This is a genomic window from Bacillus sp. JJ1773, assembly GCF_036962035.1.
Lineage (GTDB): Bacteria > Bacillota > Bacilli > Bacillales > Cytobacillaceae > Cytobacillus.
In genome coordinates, this window is the sequence record NZ_JBALNX010000027.1 from 15,390 (window position 1) to 38,672 (window position 23,283).

Below are 23,283 nucleotides of genomic sequence, written 5' to 3' on the forward strand. Positions count from 1 at the left end.
TCATTAAATTTTCTTTTTCATTCTATATACATGGGCAAGAATTTCCGCGACTGCTTTGAAAAATTCCTCAGGAATCGCATCACCAATTTCTGCCTGACTATATAAAGCTCTCGCTAGAGGCCGATTTTCAACAGTTATAATATCCTTTTCTTTAGCAATCATTTTTATCTTTTGAGCAACAAAGTCGACCCCTTTTGCGACAACATAGGGTGCATCGAGTTTTGCCTCATCATATTTTAAAGCAACGGCGAAATGAGTTGGATTAGTTATGACGACATCCGCATTCGGAACCTCCTGCATCATTCTTCTCATTGCCATTTCCCGTTGTTTCTGTTTTATTTTTGATTTGATAAGGGGATCCCCTTCAATATTTTTATACTCGTCTTTAATATCTTGCTTCGACATTCGGATGTTTTTTTCAAAATCATATTTCTGATATAAGAAATCTAATATTGATAGAAATAGCAGGGCACCTGAGGCATACAAACCCATTTGCACCGTTAAGCTGCCAATCGTTGCCAGTGCGGCCCCTACTGTTTTTTGTGATAGGATCAGGATTTCATCAATTCTGTTCCATAAAACCATAAAGGTGATAATCCCTACAAAGCCAATTTTTAAGATTGATTTTAAAAGTTCAACGATGGCTCTTACTGAAAAAATCCGTTTAAAACCTTTAATTGGATCCAGCTTTTCTAGTTTCGGCTGAATAGCTTCTGTAGAAAATAAAAATCCTACCTGGGCATAATTGGCGATAATTCCCGAAAGCATGGCAACAAGCATGATCGGGCCTAATAAGAACACAAGTTCCTTCAGGATGGCTAAAAATAGGATTTGTATATTTGCTTCAGTCAATTCCATTAGCATTAACTGATTAAAAGTATGTGTCATAATATAAAAAACAATATCCTTTAAATAAGACCCTGCAAATAGAAGGAATGTAAAAACACCTAATAGGACAACGGCCGTGTTAACATCCTGGCTCTTTGCTACTTGTCCCTTTTTCCTTGAATCCTGCCTTTTCTTCGGTGTTGCTTTTTCCGTTTTTTCTCCTGCAAAGTATTGCAGGTCTAAGGCAATTAATCGTTTCATCTGTTAGGTTCCCCCAATAATATCCATTAGGCCGCGCATCGTGCTTAACATCATTTCGAATAATTGGGAAACTACGAGCAGCATAATGCTCATTACTGTTAAAAGAACAATAAAGCTTACACCTATCTTCAATGGAAGTCCCACGACAAATACATTGAGTTGGGGAACTGTCCGCGCAACAATTCCCAAAGCAATATCTACTAAAAACAAACTGCCTACTACTGGGATTGACATTTGAAAGGCAATAATAAACATAGAATTAAATGCTTTTACTACATATTCCGCCATGTTTTCATTCCCAAATGAAATCCATGGCTGTTCTAAAGGGATAAACTGATAGCTATAAAATACCCCATCTAATAATAGATGATGGCCATTGACAGTGAGTAAGAAAAAGAGTCCAATCGTGTATAAATATTGACCCATAAGCGGGCTTTGTGCACCTGTTTGCGGATCGATGACGTTTGCAATGGCAAATCCCATCTGAAAGTCAATAAAACCGCCGGCAATTTGTATGGCCGATAAAATTAAATACGCTATAAATCCAATTAAAAGCCCTACAAGCGCTTCTTTGATAATTAATAAAAAATAATGATTGTCTATTTCTAACGCAGGTGTATCTATGGTAAACACCATAACCAATGACATGAAAAAGCCTAAGCCAATTTTTGCAGCTGTTGGTATAGAGCGATATGAAAAAAGGGGCATCATCAGAAAAAAAGATGTTACCCTTACGAAAATAAGTAAAAAGGCCGGGAACGCCGGTAAGAAATTCACCATATGATCATCCTACAAATCTAGTTAAATTCGAAAATATTTCTCCAGCATATGAAAGCATATGGCTGAGCATCCACGGACCGAAGAAAACGAGTCCTGCTAATACGGCAACAATTTTTGGAATAAAAGCTAGTGTCTGTTCTTGTATTTGTGTTGTTGCTTGAAAGATACTGACGATTAACCCGACAACTAGCGCGAGCACCAGCAATGGACCACTTATGAATAAAACCGTCATAATTCCTTGTTCTGCAATTGTTATTACGGATTCAGGAGTCATTTATTATTTTCACCTGCTTAAAAGCTTTGTAAAAGAGATTTAACAACGAGATACCATCCATCCACAAGAACAAATAATAATATTTTAAATGGCAATGAAATCATCACTGGAGGCAGCATCATCATTCCCATCGACATAAGAACACTCGCAACCACCATGTCAATTACAAGAAATGGAATAAAAATCATAAATCCAATTTGGAAAGCTGTTTTTATTTCACTAATGGCAAAAGCCGGGACAAGAGCTGTTAATGGAATTTCCTCAATTGATTTAGGTGGCTCTGCTTTCGAATATTCAAGGAACAAGGCTAAATCCTTTTGTCTCGTATGGGCACTCATAAATTCCTTAAATGGGATCGATGCTTTTTCGTATGCTTGTTCTAAATTAATTTCTTCATTAAATAATGGTGTAAGTGCTTCTTCATTTACTTGCTGAAAGGTAGGTGCCATGATAAAAAATGAAAGAAATAAAGCTAATCCGATTAGTACTTGATTAGGAGGCATTTGCTGAGTGGCAAGCGCCGTTCTGACAAAGGAGAGAACAATTATGATTCTTGTAAAGCAAGTCATTAAAATGAGAATGCTGGGTGCCAATGATAAAACTGTAAGCATTAATATAAGCTTCACAGATGTTGAAACATTGGCAGGCGAACTATTGTTAAAAAACTCCATAAATTCATTCATCGCTCGTCTGACCCTTTCTTCTCCATTTCTTTATATAATTGCTTTCTTCCTTTTGTGATATCTTCCAATTGTTGTTTGAGTATGCTTTGAAATTGGTTCCCTTGTTTCTCATCTTGATGTACACTTTTTCTTCTTTGAAGTACCCTTGTCACAATATCGCTTGGTTGTACAAGCTGTTCCATCTTTTCGTTATAATCGGTCAGAAGCTGATTATACTCCTCTTGATCTTCGATTTCTTTCAAAAGCTGTATATTTTCTCCTACACCAACAATTAAGATCCTCTTCCCAACCTTTATTAATTGTACTGAACGGTTTGTGCCTAATGCCGTTCCGCCTAAATTCTCAACAAGCTGGGAGCTTTTATACATTTTACTTTTCTTATTAATAATTTTAAGCATGAAATATAATAGTCCTACAACAAAGACAGTGGCAAAAATCATTTTGACAAAATCAAAAAGATTTAATCCAACCTTAACGGGTTGTTCATTCTTGGCTGTATCCTGTTTTTGAGGAAGCTGATCTTGATCGCATGTATCTGGATGTTCTATACAATCTTTTACACTATTTACTTGCTCTGCGTAGGCTGGTGCATGAATCCCTAGCAGAGCAAAGCTCATTAAAAACAGCGTAAAAATTGTCCGCTTGAAATATAGCAATATACTGCACCCTCTAAATGAAATATTCATTAGCCTAAAGTTTTGGAAATAGCCTCGATCACACGGTCAGCCTGGAATGGTTTTACGATAAAATCCTTTGCCCCTGCCTGAATGGCATCAATAACCATTGCCTGCTGTCCCATCGCGGAACACATAATAACCTTAGCATTCGGATTAATTTTTTTAATTTCTTTAAGAGCAGTAATTCCATCCATTTCGGGCATTGTAATATCCATTGTTACTAAATCTGGCTGAGACTCTTTATACTTTTCAACTGCCTGAGCACCATCTGCTGCTTCTCCGACTACTTCATACCCATTTTTTGAAAGAATATCCTTAATCATCATTCTCATGAAAGCTGCATCATCTACAATTAAAATTTTGTGCGCCATTACTGTTAACCCCCGTGCTTATTTAAGTTTTTTTATTCGGTCACTTTGACTAATGATGTCTGTTACACGTACTCCGAAGTTCTCGTCAATCACAACTACCTCTCCTTGAGCAATTAAGCGATTATTGACTAGAATATCAACGGGTTCCCCTGCAAGTTTATCTAATTCAATGATCGATCCAGCAGATAACTCTAGGATTTCTTTCACTGATCGTTTTGTTCTTCCTAGTTCAACGGTTACTTGCAGTGGAATATCAAGTAGCATGTTTAAATTTTTCGATTCAGATTCTTGAAGTGAATATGGTTCAAAGCTTGAAAAAACTGCAGGCTGAACAGTTGGCTGTACTCCGCCAGGTAACGCAGAACCAAAATGCTGCGGACCATTTTGATGGCTCGCTGCTTGTGGTGGCGGATAGTATGCTGGCTGTGCCTGATAAGCTTGATGTACCTGTTGTACATGCTGCCCTTGAGGAGCTTGCTGCCATCCCCCATTTGGCGGAACCATTTCTCTTTCTGAATACGGGTTCTGAGAAAAACTATTTTCCTGAGCGAATGTGTCTACAGGCTGTTTATCCAGTGTAACCTCGGAATCTTGGTACATTGGGACGGAATCCTCAACTTCTTTCATTGTACCTGAAATATTCTCCGGTTCTCCTCCCGGATTTAACAATTCGTTGACTAAACTTTTAGCAAATTGCAGTGGCAAAAGCTGCATAATATTAGAATCAATTAAGTCCCCAATTTTCAAACGGAAGGAGATTTTAACCAATATATCTTCTCCAGGAATGCGATTTGTACCCTCTCCCTGGGGAATATCTAAAATATCAATGGTAGGAGGTGAAATATCTACTCTTTTGCTAAAAATGGTAGACATTGAAGTTGCCGCAGAACCCATCATTTGGTTCATCGCTTCCTGCACAGCACTTAGCTGAATTTCCCCCAAAAGATCGGCTGGGTTTTGTCCATTTCCACCCAACATTAAATCTGCAATAATCGCAGCATCTGTTTGTTTAATGACTAATAAATTACTTCCCGAAAATCCTTCCGTATAACTAACCTGGATCGCAACATAAGGATGCGGAAATTCATCATGTAATTTTTTAGGCGGTATGGTCGTTACTGATGGTGTCGTAATTTCTACTTTTTGGTTTAGTAAGGTTGACAATGCTGTTGCTGAGCTTCCAAACGAAATGTTCCCAATTTCTCCTAAAGCATCCTGCTCCATTGGAGATAGGTAGTCTTCTACATTTAAAGTATCATCAAATAAATCAGACTCATCATCGTCATCTACCCCGCGTAATAGCGCATCTATTTCATCTTGTGAAAGCATATCATCGCTCATCATCGTCGCCTCCCCCTTTCACAATGTCTAATACTTGAATTGCAAGTTTTTTGTTTACTTTTCCTGGCTGTCCGAGAAATTTAGGTATATCCCCTACTTTAATCAGTAAAGGCTGATCAATTGGTTTATTTAGCTCGATAACATCACCGATATCTAACATAAGAAAATCCTGAATGCTGATTTCCGAATGGCCAAGTTCTCCGACAACGGATACTTCCGCACGTTGGATATGATTTTCAAGCCTGTTTAACTCTTCAGGAGCTCTCTCCTTTTTATCTGTTTGCATCCAATAGTGTACAGATAGTTTAGGGATAATTGGCTCAAGGACGACATGTGGAATACAAATATTCATCATTCCGCTCGTTTCACCAATTGTCGTATTTAACGAGATCACTACAACTGTTTCATTCGGCGACACCATTTGCAGAAATTGAGGATTGACCTCGAAATCCATTAGCTGAGGATCAATTTCTTCAATCGTGCTCCAGGCTTCCATATAATTCTCAAATGCTCGTTCAAAAGTGGTAGACATAATTTTTGTTTCAATTTCTGTTAAATTATCAACCTTATTTATACTCGAGCCTTTGCCGCCCATCATTCTGTCCATTAATGCGTAAGCAATATTGGGATTGACTTCCATCAGGATTCTTCCATCTAAAGGGGGCACCTCAAAAACATTTAATATCGTCATTTTCGGGATGGACCTAATAAACTCTTCATATGGAATCTGATCGGCTGATGCGACAGTAATTTGGACATAAGTTCTTAATTGTGCAGAGAAGAAAGTAGTTAACAGCCGTGCAAAATTTTCATGGATTCTAGTTAAACTTCTAATTTGATCCTTTGAAAAGCGCAGCGCCCTTTTAAAGTCATAGACCTTAACTTTTTTCTCAGTCTGCTCTTTTTTAAGCTCGTCTGCATCCATTTCACCTGTTGATAATGCAGAAAGGAGCGCATCTATTTCACTCTGTGATAAAACTTCACCTGACATGAAACCTCACCTCCAGCCTTTGACTATAAATTTTAATATTGTTGTTCTATTGGAGGAGATTTTCAGTAATATATACCTGTTCAACTTCACCTTTTTGCAAAATCGTATTGATTTTTCCCTTTAAATCCTCTTTTAGCTTTTTCTGACCCTCTTTACCCTGAATATCTTCAGCTGCCATTTCAGATAATTCTTGGATAATGATGTCCTTTACTTGAAAATCTCTTTTTTCTAGTTCCTCTTTTGCTTTTTTACTATCTGTTTGAATTTTAAATGAAATACGGATAAAATCATTGCTTGCTAAATTAGTTGTAATTTGCGGAACGTCAACAGATGCCTCTAATACTTCATCAATTGACGGTTCTTTCGGGCCAGAATTATCATTAAGCTGTTTAACAATAATAATCGCGACAGCTCCAACTAAGGCAATAGCCACAAGCAATATTAACATGATCATGACCAGCTTATTATTCTTCATTCTCTCTTTCTCCCATTTGCTGCTGCCCCAAAAGGCTGACAGATTGATAGAATTCCTTTACAAGCTTCGATACAGTATCCTCCGATTCTTTCACAACATACTTTCGGCCATTCGTTAACGTAATTGTTGTATCGGGAAAAGACTCTATCGTTTCGATAAACACTGCATTTAGTGTAAATGGTTTTCCATTTAGGCGACTAACTTTAATCAATATTATGTTCAGGGCCTTAGGACGTTAAGCCTTAAGGCCCTGTCCCTCCCTTACCTATCGTTTTAGGTTAACTAACTCTTGTAAAATTTCGTCAGATGTTGTGATAATTCTAGTATTTGCTTGGAAACCACGTTGGGCTGTGATCATTTCAGTGAATTCTTCTGAAAGGTCGACGTTGGACATTTCGAGAGCTCCTGGTGCGATCGAACCACGGCCGTTTCCAGGAACATTAATGTTTGCAGTACCTGAGTTAATTGTTTCCTGGAATAAATTATTTCCCGCCTTCAATAGACCGGATGTATTACTAAATTTCGCCAATGCAATTGTTCCAAGATTTCTAATTTGGCCATTTGAATAAACACCACTTATTTCTCCGGTAGGACCTATATTAAAGCTTTCTAATTTGCCCGATAAATTCCCATCTGGGTTTACTAGCGCAGTAATCGAATCCCCTTCTTGTTTCAATTTATCTGCAATTAGTGTAACGGTACCTCCATCTGCTAAGTTTAAATCAGCACTTAAATCGATAGTAACTGGGTCCAGTGAAAAAGTAGGTGGTGCTGAATAATCTAATTCAATTGTAAAAGATGTTTTATTAGGATCCATTTGATTTGTAAATACTACTTCCCAGCCATCCCCATCAGTATTAACTACATATTGATAATCTAAAGTATGTTCAACACCTTTCGAATCTACAACTTTCAACTGTTGAACTTCACTACCCTCACCTGGTGGTATTGTAGTTGGATCAGGCAAACTACCTTCTAGTTTCATATTCCCTGTTGCAAGAGCAGGTAATGTTGCGTTCACATTCACTGTAATATCTTCAAGAACACCAGATTTATAAGCTTGTACTTTAAGTCCATTCGCATTTACAAGTGTTCCATTGTCATCAAGATAAAAGTTACCTGCTCTAGAATATAAAGTTTGGTCACCTTGTTTAACCACAAAGTAGCCATCACCATCGATTCCTAAATCAAGAGAACGACCAGTCGTTTGCAAACTAGATCCTGTATGAATGGTATCTATAGATGCTAATGAGGAACCAAGTCCAACTTGCATCGGATTTGTGCCACCACGAGTTTCAGTTGCAGCACTTGCTCCCGCCACCATTTGATTCATCGTATCTTTAAAAGTCACACGGCCTTTTTTGAATCCAAAAGTATTTACGTTAGCAATATTATTACCAATTACATCAAGCTTTGTTTGGAAGTTTTTCATTCCGCTTATCCCTGAATACATTGAACGTAGCATTATATAATTGCTCCTTTCGTATGTAGCTGCTTCTGTCAGTCGGCAGCGTTAGGCTCCCTAAAAAGGTCCAGCCTTTGTTTATTGATCTAATAGAATGGTGCCATTAATATTCGTGAATATTTGTGTTCGGGCTTCCTCCCGATCCATTGCCGTAATCACTGTATTGTTTTTTGCGCTGACAATGAGTGCCGCATCTTTTAGCAATACGAGTGATTCATTTACACCCTTTTTTCTAGCTTCGAGAACTTTGTCTGCAATTTGCTTCCAGTGAGTTTCATTAATTTGAATTCCTCTTTGCTGCATGCGATCCTGTGCGTGTTTACTCACTACTAATTTACCTTGGGGCTGAAGAGCCGTATGTAGATGGGCGGCAAATTTTTGAGAGCTTTGCAATTCCGGCTTAAATGGTTTGGCCTTCGGGCTTATAACGGCTTTCGATTGAATCGGATGAAACATCATTTTATCCATTCAATCACCTTCTCATTATTCTATTTTTGTTATTTGCGAAGCAGTGATTGTAGTCTTTTCATCATCTAATTGAAACAGTGTTTTCCCATCTTTAAAGGAAACTGATTTTACTAATCCTGTTTTTTCTGCTTTATCTGCTAAGTATGTAACTGATTTTCCAATCATCATGCTCGCTTGAACCATCGAATTTTCTTTTGATGTTTCGTTGATTTGCGAAATATTGCCCGGTTCTAGTTTCGTTCCGTCATCAAGGATAAATAGGACATTATTATCCTTAAACTGAACGGATGCTACTCTCCCTTTTCCTTCCTCAATTACAGGAGTTCCACCCTGTTCCTTTGCTTCAGAAACTTTATGCCATGTAATGTCCTTGCCGACAAATTGGTTATAGGCAATTAATTGACTCTGCTCCTGGACCTTCACAAATTTATCCATTGATTTTCCCATATTCGTTATCTGCTCTAATGTTGAAAAAGTGGCCATTTGGGCAATAAAATCTTTATCCTGCATCGGATTCATTGGATCCTGGTTTTGGAGCTGGACCATTAATATTTTTAGAAAGTCATCTTTTCCTAAAATATCCGAGCCGGTCTTTCTCTGATCCTTTTGATAACTTGATAGCATTAAGGACGAATCAATTGTATTAGTCATGTTTATCACACCTACGCTTCTGTATTAAGAAGTGCTTCTTCGAATGAATGGTTAAAATCTCCTGATTGTTTTTCTTGACGCTCTTCCTGTTGCTGCTGCCTTTCCTGTCCATGTTGCTGCTGTTCACGATTCAAGCTACGCTCCTGAGAAGTAAAGGCTTGAGATATCTCAATTCTTTCTACTTGAATATTTTGCGATTGGAATGCTTGTCTTAACCCGTTCAAATGCGACTCCATCATATCTTTTGCATTTGCGGTCGATGTAAGAATCCGGGCTATGATTGTTGAATCCTTCTGAATTAACTCTATTCTAAGTGATCCGAGATTTTCTGGATTTAACTTAAGGAATAGTCTTTGAGTGCCTCCGCTTTTCAACAATTGGCTTTTTGATAAAATGGATTCAAATTGTTCAATCAGCTGCTCAGCTGAAACAGGTCTGCCAGAACTTGATAGCATAGTTAACTGCTCAGGTTTGGATAATTGCTGAAATTGAATGAATCCTTGATGATTAACAGGCTCAGATTTATTCAATGCTTTTGCGATTTGTTCTCCCGCCTTATCAGTGCCCGAAACTACTTTTCCATTCAATTCATTTACAAGAGTTTGAAAGGTTTTCCTTACAAATTCACCTCTATCAGAGGAATTCATACTATTTAATGCCATTTCTAGCTTTTCAGAGATATTCTTTATAAATTCTTTTAACTTTAACTGATTCCCTAAAGAATTCTCATGTGCAGATAACAACTCAAATAGTTTGATAGCTTTCATTGCTTGTCCAAAGTCTTTATTCGGTTCTATTTTCATATCTTGCTTTTGTAAAGAAATAATCGATTGGATCAGTGCAAGGACCATATCTATTTGGGCAACATCCTTATCACTTGACTTATCACTCTTTGCAGAAGAACTAATATCATTGAAAAATTTACTTAGCAGGTCGTAAAGTTCATCAGTGGATAGATTTAATTCATTTTCTATTATTTTGATGACTTCCGAAGAATTAAGATTTGATCCATCAATTAGCTCAGTCCCATTTTCCAGTGCAAAAACATCTGTTGTCTGCAGAAATTGAAGTAAGCTTCCAAGCTCATCACTAGGTAAATTATTTGTTGCTTTCTCATCTTGTACAGGGGTTGTTGAATTCCCCATCAATCCTGCAACCAAAGCCCCAAACCCAGTTGGTATTTTGCCGATTGTACCAGAATTTCCGTTGTTGGATACAATCGTATTAATTGCTCCTAATCCGCTCATTTCCATTTTTTCACCCCCTTTCATTTAACTCTTTTACATTACGGAGAGTTTTCCAATTGATTTTCAGCATTGGCAGTTAACAGCTCCGTATACCTAGCTGCATCTTCCGGATTCATTTTTTCCATAATAGCTGCTAGTGTATCTGCTTTAATGCTTGAAAGGATTTGTAAAGCTTCTTCCTCACCCATTTGTGAAAGTATCGGAGCAGCTTTCTTTGCTGAAATCGTTTCATAGGTTTTGATAATATCCTTAAATGCACGTTTGTTTTCATCTTTCATCGCTGTTAGTTCAAGAATTTCTTCTTCCAGACGTTCCTTTTCTAATTGCACTTGTGAAATTTCCTCGTCTTTATTCTCTATCTCCGTTTCAAGCTTAGAAATCTTCGCTTCCCGGTCTTTAATTTCCGCTTCAAGTTCAATCATTTTTGACTCTATGTCTTCAATGCTTTGGGAACCTTCTTCATTTAAGGCAGAAGATATAAACGGAATCTTCTGACCGTATTCCTTTGATAGTTCGAAAACATTAATCCCAAGAATAGTCATCACAATAAGAGCTACTGTAATAGCAAATAATAAAGGAATTAAGACCACAAATATGAAGCCTTGAAATTTTGATTGCTTTTTTTCTTCTAGTACTTTGTCCACTTTACCACCTAATTTCCCCGATACATATAATGCTGAATCGAGATATCATCCATTTGCCTTCCCTCTTGCAGCCTTACATCTTCAGCAAAATTCGTCATGTCTTTTTCTTTAATTTTCTCATATTTTTTCACTTCTACATTTTTCTCCAGCAGCCTTTCCTGCTGAAAATTCATGTGATTTCGTGCATTCATAACAATTTGCTGATAATGCTCGATCGTTCTTTCCAATTGATGAATAAAGTGCTGATGATGCCTAATTTCTTGTACTGGCAACCCGTTAACTAGCCTTGAAGATTGATAGTCTTCTAAATCCTCTTTTTTCTTAAGGAGTTCATACAATTTTTCAGCGGCTGTTTCAAATCTTTTGACTGATTGGTTATAAACGTTTAGTGCTTCATCCTTCTCTCTTTCTCTAATCGTAAGGATTTTTTCAAATTTGAATTGGTATTGCATGAAAATTAATCTCCTTTCCCTAAAAGGCTATTTAATTGGTAAACACTTTCTTGAAAAGTTATTTTTTCATGCGTTCCCTGCTTTAAGAAGGAAATAATATTAGGATAGAGCCTTATAGCTTCATCAATTTCACTGGATGACCCTTTTTTATATGCTCCGATATTAATTAAATCTTCGGCATTCATATAAGTACTCAATGCCTCTCGTAATTTCTCAGCTGCTCGTATATGTTCTGGTGGAACGATATTATTCATTACCCTGCTGACGCTTTTCAGCACATTAACCGCCGGATATTGACCTTTATTAGCAAGAGCGCGATCAAGAACAAAGTGACCATCCAATATCCCTCGGACTGTATCAGCAATGGGTTCATTCATATCATCACCATCTACTAAAACAGTATAAAATGCTGTAATGGATCCTTTTTCATTTGTACCAGTTCTTTCGAGAAGCTTTGGCAAAATGGCAAAAACAGAAGGGGTATATCCTTTTGTTGTTGGAGGCTCACCTATTGCAAGTCCAACTTCCCTTTGCGCCATCGCCACCCTTGTGACCGAATCCATCATCATCATGACATTTAGACCCTTATCGCGAAAATATTCGGCAATGGCTGTTGCTGTATAAGCACCCTTAATTCTCATTAATGCTGGTTGATCAGACGTTGCCACAACGACAATAGAACGGCTTAAGCCTTCTGGACCAAGGTCACGCTCAATAAATTCACGCACTTCCCTGCCACGCTCTCCAATTAAGGCAATTACGTTTAAATCTGCAGTTGTATTCCTGGCAACCATGCCTAGCAGAGTACTCTTCCCTACACCACTTCCTGCAAAAATCCCAACCCGCTGTCCGATTCCAACAGTTAATAAACTATCGATCATCCGAACTCCGACTTCCATAGCGGAAGAAATAGGCGGTCTTTGGAGCGGATTGGGCGGAGCCTGCTCAGTTGGCGCAGAAGAAAGTCCTTTCGGCAATGGGGTTCCATCAAGAGGCTGCCCCATCGAGTCAATGACTGAGCCGATCAGCTGAGCCCCAACTTTTATTTCCAATGGCCTTGATGTCGCTTCTACCAGGCTGCCAGGCGAAATATCATTAATAGTTGTATATGGCATCAAAATAACTTCTTCGTTTTTAAAACCGACTACTTCCGCCTGAATGGTTCTTTTTCGATTATTGCCTACATGAATATAGCAAACATCGCCAATCGAGCTTTCAGGTGGTCCCTGGGACTCAATCATTAAACCTACTACTCTCTTTACTCTTCCATAGCGTTTAAAGGAGTCTAGCTGATCAATTTGCTCAATGACATCCAAAAGCTTCATTCCTGCTCACCCTCTAGCATTTCAATAAGCTTTCGTTTTATTTCTTCTAGCTGACTATCAATACTGGCATCAATTCTCCCATTTACGGATTCAATGATGCAGCTTGATACTGCTAATTCATCATCTGGATAAATAAATAAATCTATTTCTTTTGGAAAAATCATTTTTAGTTCTTCCTTATTTGAAAGAAGAAAATCATAGTGACTTGGATGAACATGCAATTGAACCTCTTGATTGTCCCTTGCTTCTTTTAACGCCCGTCTGACAATAAATAAAATTTCTTCCTCATTCTCTTCGATCGTTTTCCCTAATATCTTTTGGGCTACTTTGATCCCAATCTCAAGTATTTCTCTTTCTGAAGATTCAACACGGCTTCGGTAGTCTTTTTTGGACGATTCTACGATATCATGTGCTGATTGAATGACTTCATGGTATTCTACATATCCTTTTTCTCGGCCTTCTGTTAATCCTGCTTCGAATCCGGTTTGATGTGCTTCTGCAGCCATTCTTTCTTTTTCTTGCTCAAAGGCTTGAATGTTTTCATCTAGCTGCTGACGAATCAATTCCGCTTCATGTCTTGCGCTGTTTAATATTTCTTCGGCTTTCCTTTGTGCCTCTTCAATCAGTGATTGCACTTGTTCTTCCATAATTATTGGAGATGAAACGAATTCATCTTCTAGAACTTCCGGTTTAAAAACCTTGATTGCGATGACTTTTTTGTCGTTTTGGACAGGATTAGCTAAAGGCGGCACTCCTTTGATTAACCTAGACAATGATATCATCTCCTCCACCGCGGGCAACGACTATTTCTCCAGCTTCCTCTAGGCGGCGGATAATGGCAACAATTCGTGATTGGGCCTCTTCTACATCTCGAAGTCTAACTGGCCCCATATATTCCATCTCATCTTTAAACGTTTCAACCATACGCTTAGACATATTTTTGAAAATAATTTCCTTAACTTCATCGCTTGAAACTTTAAGTGAAAGCATAAGATCTTCACTTTCACAATCGCGGATAACTCGCTGTATTGCGCGGTTATCGAGGGTAACAATATCCTCGAAAACAAACATTCTTTTCTTAATTTCTTCCGCAAGCTCTGGATCCTGAATTTCTAAAGCATCTAAAATTGTCCGCTCAGTAGAACGGTCAACCCCATTTAAGACGTCAACGACTGCTTCAATTCCGCCAGTTTGTGTGTAGTCCTGTGTAACAGTTGCTGAAAGTTTTCTTTCGAGTATTTGTTCCACTTCATTAATAATTTCTGGCGCTGTGCTATCCATGACGGCAATTCTTTTAGCAATATCTGCTTGCATTTCCTGCGGAAGCTCCGATAGGATTTGCCCTGCCTGAGCTGCATCCAAATACGATAATATTAATGCTATCGTTTGCGGATGCTCATTTTGGATAAAGTTAAGGATTTGAGCCGGGTCTGCTTTCCTTGCAAAGTCGAAAGGTCTCACCTGCAAAGAAGATGTTAGCCTATTAATGATAACAGCTGCCTGCTCATTCCCAAGTGCTTTTTCTAAAACCGTTTTTGCATACCCAATACCACCTTGGGAGATATAATCCTGAGCTAAGGCGATATTGTGAAATTCCTCTACGACTTCTTCTTTTGCCAGTGAATCAACTTTTTTGACACCAGAGATTTCTAAGGTTAATTTTTCTATTTCTTCTTCACTTAAATGCTTATATACAGATGATGCAACATCAGGTCCAAGTGATATTAGAAGTATGGCCGCTTTTTGCTTACCCGATAGCTCTTTTTGATCTTTTTTTGCCATTACCCATACCCCCTAATCTTCAGCAATCCAAGTACGCAGAAGCTTTGCAAAATCCTCTGGCTTTTCCTTTGCCATTTTTTCAAGCTGTTTTTTGCGCATTGTGCTTTCTGTCTCGTGCTCCTCATTAACGTCTGGAACATGAATGACTTCCTCAACTTCCAATAGTTCCTGTTCTTCTGCTTTTTGTTTTCTTCTTGCCCTAATAAATAAGAAGATTAGTAGAACGATTATGGCAAGAAGCACACCAGCTACAATGTAAGCCCATAGTGGCAGAACTTGCTTAACATCATTAGGGAATTCTACTTTTCCTTTAAATGGCTGAACTGAAACGACAACTTTGTCATTAATCGCTTCATCCGTTAATTCTTCTGATCCTGCTTTTTTATCGATTGTCGTACGAACAATCGTGGCAAGAATCTTGGTTATATCATCTACTCTTTCCTGAGGTAGTGAAGCTGGATCCTCTGGCTGTGGCGGCTCAACCATGACTTGAATGCCTAAATCTCTTACTTTATATGGGCTCTCAACTATTTCTTTGCGAATTTTATTTACTTCATTATTGATCGTTTCTTCAATTTTTTCATAATCACCATTTGCCCCATTTCCTTCTAAATAAGAAGAACCCGGAACATCCGCAGGATCCTCAGCAGCAGCAAGGCCACCTGCTTGATCTGCATTTCCTGTAAAGGTTTCTGTTATTTTTTGGGCGCTAATAGCAATGCCAGCCATATTTTCTTCGTCTACTGGAGTGACTAGATTTTCCTCTCTGTTCTCCTGTGTAAAATCAACATCAGCCGTCACAGACACAACAACTTTGTCATGTCCCATTAATGTGCCTAACATTCCTTGTACTTGTCGCTGCACATCTCGCTCAATTTGCTTTTTAATTTCATGTTGTTCGGCAAATGTTGAGCCAGGTGTAGAATTTTGATTATTTTTTAAATCAAAGTACTCAAAGAATTGATTAGTAATGACGATATTATCAGTAGGCAGATTAGGGATACTTTTTGATACTAAATGATACAGTGCTTGAATTTGAGATTCTTCAAATTGATAACCTGATTTTGTATTTAAAACAATAGAAGCTGATGCTTCTTCAGAAGGATCTTTAACAAAAATTCCTTTTTCGGGGAGGTTAATCATGACCTTTGCGTCAGTAACCCCTTCAATCCCTCTTATTAAATTTGCTAATTCTGTTTGCATTGTATCTAATTTGATCATTTTAAATTCATTTTCCGTTGTACCTATACCGGCGTTCTGACTGAAAAATGAATAATCGATATTACCAGATTTCGGTATCCCCTCAGCTGCAAGTTCAACTTTAAGTGTATCTACTACTTCCTCTGGCACTTTAATCGTTGTTCCACCGTCTGCTATTTCTGATTTAATGCCTCTGCCGTCTAAACTCTCTTTAATAGTCCCTGTTTCAGAGGGTGTAAGATTGCTGTAAAGCGGAACTAATGTAGTTCTAGTCGCTAATAACGATGCACCTGTAACAATTATGATAAATAAAAGGACGGAACCAAAAAGCAAAACCTTCTGCTTTTTGGTTCGACTTTGCCAAAATCCTTGGATATTTTCTTTATATTTCCGAAACGATTCTTTCATTTCAATCCCCCGGTTATTCTGTCTCACTCTTTGGCAGCTAATAACCGCAAAACAGAAGTTTTTAGCCTTTAAAATGTTTTAATTAGAATAAAAACATTGATTCTACTATACTTGCATTCTCATTGTTTCTTGATAAGCCTCAATTACTTTATTGCGAATTTCGAGTGTTGCCTGCAATGTAACGCTTGCTTTTTGGGAGGCAATCATAACTTGATGCAAATCAACATTTTCACCATTAACGAGTTTTTCAGTCATTTTGTCTGATTCATTTTGGAGCTTATTTAATTCTTGAATTGAATTTTTTAGTACGGACGCAAAACTCTTGTGAGCTTCGAATGGTGTATATGTATGAGTCTGTTTAGTTTCCTGTGGCTTTAAAATATTGCTAACAGAAGGGAATCCGACATTATTCATTTATTCTGCTCCTCTATTTTCCAATTTCTAATGCTTTCATTAACATGCTTTTGGAAGCATTAAGAACGGTCACGTTCGCTTCATATGATCTTGTTGCACTTATTAGGTCTACCATTTCCCGCAAAGGGTCAACATTCGGCAGCTCAACGTATCCTTCATCATTTGCATCCGGATGCTCCGGATTATAAACGAGCTTAAACGGTGTTTCGTCTTCAATAATTCTTGTAGCCTTCACTCCATTACCGGCACTTGAACGATTAATTGCTTTATTTAGAAAGTTGGAGAACTGCGCTTCTTTCGGTTCAAGTACGACCGATTTACGGCGATAGGGCTGCCATTCGCCATTAACTAGCTTTCCTCTCGTTGATTCCGCATTCGCCATATTCGATGAGATGACATCCATTCTTAATCTTTGTGCTGTTAAAGCAGAAGCAGAATTATTCATGCTATGAAAAATGGACATGTCTACTTACCTCCCCTTATAACAGTCTGCAAGCTTGAAAACTTACCGCTAATTCGGTCTATAAGTGCATTGTAATAAATTTGGTTTCCGGCTAAGTCTGTCATTTCCTTATCAATATCCACGCTATTACCGTTATGATTATAAGAAACGTTTTTCCGATTTATGATTCCCGCATTCGAAAGCGGACTGCTTTTAAAGGAAAAATGTCTTTGATCGGTCCGATTAGCTTCTATTGATCGGTTAACTGCCGTTTCCAATGATTGCTTAAAGCTAACCTCTTTTGCTTTATATCCAGGAGTTGCTTCATTTGCTATATTTTGTGATATAACTTTTTGTTTTAGAGAAGAATAATTTAGACCATTTTCAATAGTCGTAATTGAATTAGAAAATAACTTCATAAACGCACCTCATTATTGCTATTTTCAATGTCAAACCACAATCCGTTTAATATGTAGAATTTTGAAGAAAAAGAAACTTATATGTCGCTTACCTTTTATTGTAATGAAAATGAAATAATATGTCTATCATACTTGGGTTACTTTTAACATGACCTTCTTCCCATTTTTCATTATAAAAAAAGAAACCTCTTTGCGAAACAGCAAATCACTGTAAATAATTACAATTTATCGAACAAAAATCTGATCGTTTTTTTATTTTTCCAGGTAAAATAGTCCTGAGTTTTATTAAATGATAAATTGTAACAAAAATAAAGCAAATTTTCATTTTACTTAAAATTTGTAAAAAATATGTAATAAAAAAAACCCCTTTCTTGTCGAAAAAGGGGTTTGGTTAGAAATTAATGAGATTTTAATTTCTCAAGTTCAAATAAAAACTTATCATTCAGAACCTTAATATAGGTTCCTTTCATTCCAAGTGATCTAGATTCAATCACTCCTGCGCTCTCTAATTTGCGTAAAGCGTTAACGATTACTGATCTTGTAATCCCTACGCGGTCTGCAATTTTCGAAGCTACGAGCAAGCCTTCACTGCCATTTAGTTCTTCAAAAATATGCTCAATTGCTTCTAATTCACTGTAAGAAAGCGAACTAATGGCCATTTGTACAACTGCTTTACTGCGGGCTTCTTCTTCGATTTCCTCTGCTTTTTCACGTAAGATTTCCATACCAACTACTGTTGCTCCATATTCGGCCAAAATAAAATCATCGTCATGGAATTGTCCATTCAATCTTGCAAGAATTAACGTACCAAGACGTTCCCCGCCTCCGTTAATTGGAACAATTGTTGTTAATCCTGTGCTGAAAAGATCTTTGTTTTCTACAGGGAAAGCTGTATATTCGCTTTCTACGTCAAGATTAGGTGATGTCTCCTGAATATTAAATAGATTATTCGTATATTCTTCAGGGAATTGACGATCTGCAAGCATTTGCTTCATACGATCATTTTCAATTTGCTGGTTAACTGCAAAGCCTAGTAATTTTCCGCGTCGACTAAGTACAAAAATATTAGCCGTTATGACATCACTTAATGTTTCTGCCATTTCTTTAAAGTTAACGGGTCTGCCAGCTGCTTTTTGCAGCATCGCATTAATTTTTCTAGTTCTTGATAATAAATCCATTAGTTTTTCCTCCATTTTGCTTAACAAAAAAGCTTATTCTATTTTATCTTGAAATAATAAAAATTATTTGTCTATCTATTCACATATAACTTAACAAAAACTTTACAATATAAATTGGCTTAAATCTTTGTTCCGCGAAATTGCACCTAATTTCTCTTCAACATATTGAGGCGTAATCGATATCTTTTCCATCGTTACATCTGGCGCCTCAAAAGATAAATCTTCAAGCAGCTTTTCCATTATCGTGTGAAGACGTCGCGCTCCAATATTATCGGTATTTTGATTCACTTCAAAGGCAAATTCAGCAATCCTACGAATAGCATCGTCAGAAAATTCAATTTGTATACCTTCAGTTTCCAATAAAGCTTGATATTGTTTAATAAGAGCATTATCAGGCTCAACTAAGATGTTAAAGAAATCCTCAACGGTTAGCTTCGTTAATTCTACACGGATTGGAAAACGCCCTTGCAGCTCCGGAATTAAATCTGAAGGCTTCGCCATATGAAACGCTCCAGCTGCCATAAACAGAACGTGATCAGTTTTTACTGTGCCATATTTGGTTACGACTGTAGACCCTTCTACGACTGGCAGAATATCTCTTTGAACACCTTCTCGTGATACATCTGCAGATGATCCTCCGTTATTGCGGCTTGCAATCTTATCAATTTCATCAATAAATATGATGCCGGACTGCTCAGCACGGAAAACAGCTTCTTGAGTTACTTCGTCCATATCTATTAATTTTTGCGCTTCCTCATTTGTTAATACCTTTCTTGCTTCACTTACAGTCAGTTTTCTTTTCTTTCGGCGCTTAGGCATTAACCCGCTTAATGCATCCTGCATATTCATGCCCATTTGTTCCATTCCAGAACCTTGCAGCATATCAAACATGGATGGAGGCTGTTCCTCTAGCTCTACAGTAATGAATTCATTTTCAAGTTCACCTAAGGCGAGTTTTTCTTTCACTACCTTGCGTTTTGCTTGAATATTCATATCATCTGAAGTTGTTGAATCTTGATCTGACTGATCATTGCCTCCACCAAATAGCATTTCCAGTGGATTCTTATAATTTACAGTCTTTTTATTTGAAGGAACTAGTAATTCTACTATGATCCGATTGGCACTGTCTTCTGCACGTTCCTTCACGCTATTCATCTTTTCTTCCTTAACGAGTCTTACAGATGTTTCTACAAGGTCTCTAACCATTGATTCAACATCTCTTCCAACATATCCGACTTCTGTAAATTTAGTCGCTTCCACTTTAATAAAAGGAGCCCCGACTAACTTTGCCATTCGGCGGGCAATTTCAGTTTTTCCAACACCTGTAGGTCCGATCATTAATATGTTTTTAGGACTAATTTCATCACGGAGCTTATCTTCTAGTAATCCACGGCGATATCTGTTTCTTAATGCTACAGCTACTGCCTTTTTTGCATCCTTTTGGCCAATAATAAATTGATCAAGTTTTTCAACAATTTGACGGGGTGTTAAATCCGTTCCTTTAACCATCAGTCAGCTCACCATCCCTTAAAGTTCTTCTACTATAATATTGTGATTCGTGTAAACACAAATTTCAGCTGCCATTTCAAGAGAGGCTTTTGCAATTTCTTTTGCAGTTAAATGATCCCCAGCGTAACGTTTTAATGACCTTCCTGCTGCAAGTGCATAATGTCCGCCGGAGCCGATTGCCAATATCCCATCATCAGGTTCAATAACCTCACCGGTGCCAGAAATAAGCAGGAGGCTTTCCGCGTTCATGACAATAAGCATTGCTTCAAGCTTACGCAATATCTTATCGCTTCTCCATTGTTTAGCTAGCTCCACAGCGGCTCGCTGCAAATTTCCATTGTATTCTTCAAGCTTGCCTTCAAACATTTCAAATAGCGTGAAGGCATCTGCAACTGAACCTGCAAAGCCGGCAATTACCTTCCCATTAAATAGCTTCCTAACCTTACGTGCAGTGTGTTTCATGACTACCGCATTTCCAAAGGTCACTTGACCGTCTCCAGCCATTGCGCAATTCCCCTTGTGATGCACAGCGAAAATAGTTGTTGCATGAAATTGAGACATTCTTATATCCTCCTTTGCCGTTTATACGTAAACTAAAGCTTTGATTTACAAATTCAAGTTTTCGTAAATCTGTATCTTAAGCTCTTGGATGGTGTGCTAAATAAGAATTTCTTAAATATTCGCCAGTAACATGCGTATATACTTGTGTTGATGATAAAAAGGCATGGCCTAACAATTCCTGGACGGTTCTCATATCCGCTCCATTAGATAGTAAATGTGTGGCAAACGAATGTCTTAGCATATGTGGATGAATTTTGCCATTTAAAGACGATTGTTCAATTAGTTTACTAAGGATATGCCTTATCCCTCGAGGCGTTAATGGTCTCCCTCTGCTATTCAGAAATAAATAATCATTCGGAGCTTCTTTTGTTAGCAAGCTTCTGCGACCGTTATTTATGTAATATTCCAAAGCATCATGTGCAAAGCTGCCAAAAGGGATATACCTTTGCTTATTTCCCTTTCCATGAACCAAAACAGTTGATAAGTACATATCAATATCTTTTAATTGAATATTGCTGCATTCGCCTACGCGCATACCAGTAGCATATAGAAGCTCTAATAACGCTTTATTTCTTTGCCCTAATATCGTTTCCGTTTCACATGCATTAAATAACTCTTCCAATTCTTCCTCATAAAAAAATTCCGGAAGCTTTTTTTCAAGCCTTGGAATGGAAGCTAGGGCAAAAGGGTTTTCACTAACTATTTTCTCCCTGACAAGGAATCTAAAAAAACTTCGCAAACAAGAAATTTTTCTAGCCACCGATTTTCTTGCAAATTTTCTTTCATAAAGCTTTGTAAGATAAATACGGACATCAGAATACTTTACATCCTGCAAATTGTTAATTGCTTGTTCATTTGTGAACAAAAAGAATTCGTTAATATCCTGTTGATAATACTCAATAGTATATTGTGAATAGTTTTTTTCAATTTGTAAATATTCAATAAACATCTTTAACGAATTGTTCACATTTTGGTCCATTCATTATCACCTCACAAGGGCTTCTAAATAGTATCATATTTTAGAAGCCCTTGCAATTAAATTCCCTTACTTTTCGCAAAGTTCTGAATTGTTTCTAACGCTCGGTTTGCATGCTGTTCGTTACGTTCTTTTTTTCCTCTAATTTTAACAGGAAGTTCAGGCAGCAACCCAAAGTTAGCATTCATTGGCTGAAAGCTTTTCTCGTTAGCTGATGTGATATATCTTGCCATACTTCCAATGACCGTTTCATGCGGAAATTCTACAAGATCCTCACCATTAAGCAATCTGGCTGCATTTATTCCTGCTACCAATCCGCTCGCAGCAGATTCAACATAGCCTTCAACACCAGTCATTTGTCCTGCAAAAAATAAATCTTCTCTGTTAATGAATTGATACGTGGGCTTCAATACCTTCGGGGAGTTAATAAAAGTATTACGATGCATAACCCCATAGCGGATAATTTCAGCATTTTCTAATCCCGGTATTAATTGAATAACCTCTTTTTGCGGACCCCATTTTAAGTGAGTTTGAAACCCAACAATATTATATAGTGTTCCTGCTGCATCATCTTGACGAAGCTGAACTACTGCATATGGTCTTTTTCCCGTTTTTGGATCCTCTAAACCAACTGGTTTCATCGGACCAAAAAGCATTGTTTTCTTTCCTCTGTTTGCCATAACCTCAATTGGCATACACCCTTCAAAAAAGATTTCTTTTTCGAATTCTTTTAATGGAACGGTTTCAGCGCTAATTAAGGCTTCGTAAAATTTATTGAATTCTTCCTCTGTCATCGGGCAGTTTAAATAGGCGGCTTCTCCTTTGTCATAGCGTGATTTAAGGTAAACCTTATCCATATTAATCGATTCTTTTTCAATAATTGGTGCTGCCGCATCATAGAAATATAAGTATTCCTCACCTGACAATTCCTTAAGCTTCAAAGATAATGATTCGCTTGTTAATGGTCCTGTAGAGATGATAGTAGTACCATCAGGAATATTAGTAACTTCTTCTTGAATGACAGTCACATTGGGATGATTTTTCACTTTATCCGTTACTCGTGCCGCAAAGTCATGGCGATCAACAGCCAATGCCCCGCCAGCAGGCACAGCACTAGCATCAGCTGACTCAATAATAATTGAATTTAATTTTCGCATCTCTTCTTTTAGAACTCCTACCGCATTCGTAAGCGTATTTGCACGAAGCGAATTGCTGCATACGAGTTCCGCGAATTTATCTGTGTGATGAGCAGGTGTTTGCTTCACAGGTCTCATCTCATAAAGCCTAACATGAATCCCTCTATTAGCAAGTTGCCATGCAGCTTCACTTCCAGCTAACCCAGCACCTATAACATTTACTGTTTTATCCTTCATTTTCTGACCTCCACGTTTCAAAAACATAGCTATCTTACTTTACACCTAATCGATATCATTTTGCAATTAAACAATACACAGATTTATG

General features: G+C 37.7%; 28 protein-coding genes. All 28 read right to left on the bottom strand.

Annotation, left to right across the window (positions count from 1 at the left end; all coding sequences use genetic code 11):
* Nucleotides 1–3: 3 nt before the first annotated feature.
* Complete coding sequence (gene flhB, locus V7127_RS06285; RefSeq protein ID WP_335347239.1) at nt 4–1,089, bottom strand: flagellar biosynthesis protein FlhB; 1,086 nt, start codon at nt 1,087–1,089, stop codon at nt 4–6.
* Between the two features lie 3 nt (nt 1,090–1,092).
* Complete coding sequence (fliR, locus tag V7127_RS06290; RefSeq protein WP_335484347.1) at nt 1,093–1,869, bottom strand: flagellar biosynthetic protein FliR; 777 nt, start codon at nt 1,867–1,869, stop codon at nt 1,093–1,095.
* Nucleotides 1,870–1,873: 4 nt separating this feature from the next.
* Entirely contained in the window at nt 1,874–2,143 is a 270-nt protein-coding gene (fliQ, locus tag V7127_RS06295; protein WP_335347241.1) for a flagellar biosynthesis protein FliQ, read from the bottom strand.
* Nucleotides 2,144–2,160: 17 nt separating this feature from the next.
* On the bottom strand, nt 2,161–2,826 hold the full coding sequence (gene fliP, locus V7127_RS06300) for a flagellar type III secretion system pore protein FliP (protein ID WP_335353184.1): 666 nt from the start codon (nt 2,824–2,826) through the stop codon (nt 2,161–2,163).
* Nucleotides 2,823–3,482: a flagellar biosynthetic protein FliO gene (locus tag V7127_RS06305; RefSeq protein WP_335353185.1), complete on the bottom strand. Its 660-nt coding sequence runs from the start codon at nt 3,480–3,482 to the stop codon at nt 2,823–2,825. Before V7127_RS06305 ends, fliP begins: the two co-directional genes overlap by 4 nt.
* 29 nt (nt 3,483–3,511) lie before the next feature.
* Nucleotides 3,512–3,874, bottom strand: coding sequence for a response regulator (locus V7127_RS06310; RefSeq protein ID WP_315668554.1), 363 nt, complete (start codon nt 3,872–3,874; stop codon nt 3,512–3,514).
* A gap of 18 nt (nt 3,875–3,892) precedes the next feature.
* Nucleotides 3,893–5,218, bottom strand: a complete 1,326-nt coding sequence (gene fliY, locus V7127_RS06315) for a flagellar motor switch phosphatase FliY (RefSeq protein ID WP_335353186.1) — start codon at nt 5,216–5,218, stop codon at nt 3,893–3,895.
* Nucleotides 5,205–6,206: a flagellar motor switch protein FliM gene (gene fliM, locus V7127_RS06320; RefSeq protein WP_335347244.1), complete on the bottom strand. Its 1,002-nt coding sequence runs from the start codon at nt 6,204–6,206 to the stop codon at nt 5,205–5,207. Before fliM ends, fliY begins: the two co-directional genes overlap by 14 nt.
* A gap of 46 nt (nt 6,207–6,252) precedes the next feature.
* A complete protein-coding gene (gene fliL / locus V7127_RS06325) occupies nt 6,253–6,681 on the bottom strand; it encodes a flagellar basal body-associated protein FliL (RefSeq protein WP_335347245.1) in 429 nt (142 codons plus the stop codon).
* Nucleotides 6,671–6,892, bottom strand: a complete 222-nt coding sequence (locus V7127_RS06330) for a flagellar FlbD family protein (RefSeq protein ID WP_335347259.1) — start codon at nt 6,890–6,892, stop codon at nt 6,671–6,673. The genes fliL and V7127_RS06330 overlap by 11 nt, the downstream gene beginning before the upstream one ends.
* 54 nt (nt 6,893–6,946) lie before the next feature.
* Nucleotides 6,947–8,146: a flagellar hook protein FlgE gene (locus V7127_RS06335; RefSeq protein ID WP_335484350.1), complete on the bottom strand. Its 1,200-nt coding sequence runs from the start codon at nt 8,144–8,146 to the stop codon at nt 6,947–6,949.
* Nucleotides 8,147–8,224: 78 nt separating this feature from the next.
* A complete protein-coding gene (locus tag V7127_RS06340; protein WP_335484352.1) occupies nt 8,225–8,614 on the bottom strand; it encodes a TIGR02530 family flagellar biosynthesis protein in 390 nt (129 codons plus the stop codon).
* A gap of 15 nt (nt 8,615–8,629) precedes the next feature.
* A complete protein-coding gene (flgD, locus tag V7127_RS06345) occupies nt 8,630–9,265 on the bottom strand; it encodes a flagellar hook assembly protein FlgD (RefSeq protein ID WP_335484354.1) in 636 nt (211 codons plus the stop codon).
* A gap of 11 nt (nt 9,266–9,276) precedes the next feature.
* Nucleotides 9,277–10,518, bottom strand: a complete 1,242-nt coding sequence (locus V7127_RS06350; protein ID WP_335484356.1) for a flagellar hook-length control protein FliK — start codon at nt 10,516–10,518, stop codon at nt 9,277–9,279.
* 32 nt (nt 10,519–10,550) lie between these two features.
* Nucleotides 10,551–11,156, bottom strand: coding sequence for a MotE family protein (locus tag V7127_RS06355; RefSeq protein WP_335353190.1), 606 nt, complete (start codon nt 11,154–11,156; stop codon nt 10,551–10,553).
* Between the two features lie 8 nt (nt 11,157–11,164).
* Nucleotides 11,165–11,608 (bottom strand): flagellar export protein FliJ, encoded by a 444-nt coding sequence (fliJ, locus tag V7127_RS06360; protein ID WP_335484358.1) that lies wholly within the window; start codon nt 11,606–11,608, stop codon nt 11,165–11,167.
* Between the two features lie 5 nt (nt 11,609–11,613).
* Entirely contained in the window at nt 11,614–12,933 is a 1,320-nt protein-coding gene (gene fliI / locus V7127_RS06365; protein ID WP_335347252.1) for a flagellar protein export ATPase FliI, read from the bottom strand.
* Nucleotides 12,930–13,715: a flagellar assembly protein FliH gene (gene fliH / locus V7127_RS06370; protein ID WP_335484461.1), complete on the bottom strand. Its 786-nt coding sequence runs from the start codon at nt 13,713–13,715 to the stop codon at nt 12,930–12,932. Before fliH ends, fliI begins: the two co-directional genes overlap by 4 nt.
* Complete coding sequence (gene fliG / locus V7127_RS06375) at nt 13,699–14,715, bottom strand: flagellar motor switch protein FliG (RefSeq protein WP_335347254.1); 1,017 nt, start codon at nt 14,713–14,715, stop codon at nt 13,699–13,701. The genes fliH and fliG overlap by 17 nt, the downstream gene beginning before the upstream one ends.
* A 12-nt stretch (nt 14,716–14,727) precedes the next feature.
* Nucleotides 14,728–16,323 (bottom strand): flagellar basal-body MS-ring/collar protein FliF, encoded by a 1,596-nt coding sequence (gene fliF, locus V7127_RS06380; RefSeq protein ID WP_335353191.1) that lies wholly within the window; start codon nt 16,321–16,323, stop codon nt 14,728–14,730.
* A gap of 105 nt (nt 16,324–16,428) precedes the next feature.
* A complete protein-coding gene (fliE, locus tag V7127_RS06385) occupies nt 16,429–16,737 on the bottom strand; it encodes a flagellar hook-basal body complex protein FliE (protein ID WP_335484361.1) in 309 nt (102 codons plus the stop codon).
* 13 nt (nt 16,738–16,750) lie between these two features.
* A complete protein-coding gene (flgC, locus tag V7127_RS06390; RefSeq protein WP_335484363.1) occupies nt 16,751–17,200 on the bottom strand; it encodes a flagellar basal body rod protein FlgC in 450 nt (149 codons plus the stop codon).
* 2 nt (nt 17,201–17,202) lie between these two features.
* Nucleotides 17,203–17,598: a flagellar basal body rod protein FlgB gene (flgB, locus tag V7127_RS06395; protein ID WP_335347258.1), complete on the bottom strand. Its 396-nt coding sequence runs from the start codon at nt 17,596–17,598 to the stop codon at nt 17,203–17,205.
* A gap of 398 nt (nt 17,599–17,996) precedes the next feature.
* Nucleotides 17,997–18,776: a GTP-sensing pleiotropic transcriptional regulator CodY gene (codY, locus tag V7127_RS06400; RefSeq protein ID WP_335346317.1), complete on the bottom strand. Its 780-nt coding sequence runs from the start codon at nt 18,774–18,776 to the stop codon at nt 17,997–17,999.
* 102 nt (nt 18,777–18,878) lie between these two features.
* A complete protein-coding gene (gene hslU / locus V7127_RS06405) occupies nt 18,879–20,285 on the bottom strand; it encodes an HslU--HslV peptidase ATPase subunit (protein WP_335484365.1) in 1,407 nt (468 codons plus the stop codon).
* An 18-nt stretch (nt 20,286–20,303) separates the two neighbouring features.
* A complete protein-coding gene (hslV, locus tag V7127_RS06410; protein WP_335484367.1) occupies nt 20,304–20,846 on the bottom strand; it encodes an ATP-dependent protease subunit HslV in 543 nt (180 codons plus the stop codon).
* Between the two features lie 76 nt (nt 20,847–20,922).
* On the bottom strand, nt 20,923–21,825 hold the full coding sequence (gene xerC, locus V7127_RS06415) for a tyrosine recombinase XerC (protein ID WP_335346314.1): 903 nt from the start codon (nt 21,823–21,825) through the stop codon (nt 20,923–20,925).
* Nucleotides 21,826–21,881: 56 nt separating this feature from the next.
* Nucleotides 21,882–23,195, bottom strand: a complete 1,314-nt coding sequence (gene trmFO / locus V7127_RS06420) for an FADH(2)-oxidizing methylenetetrahydrofolate--tRNA-(uracil(54)-C(5))-methyltransferase TrmFO (protein WP_335484369.1) — start codon at nt 23,193–23,195, stop codon at nt 21,882–21,884.
* Between the last annotated feature and the right edge of the window lie 88 nt (nt 23,196–23,283).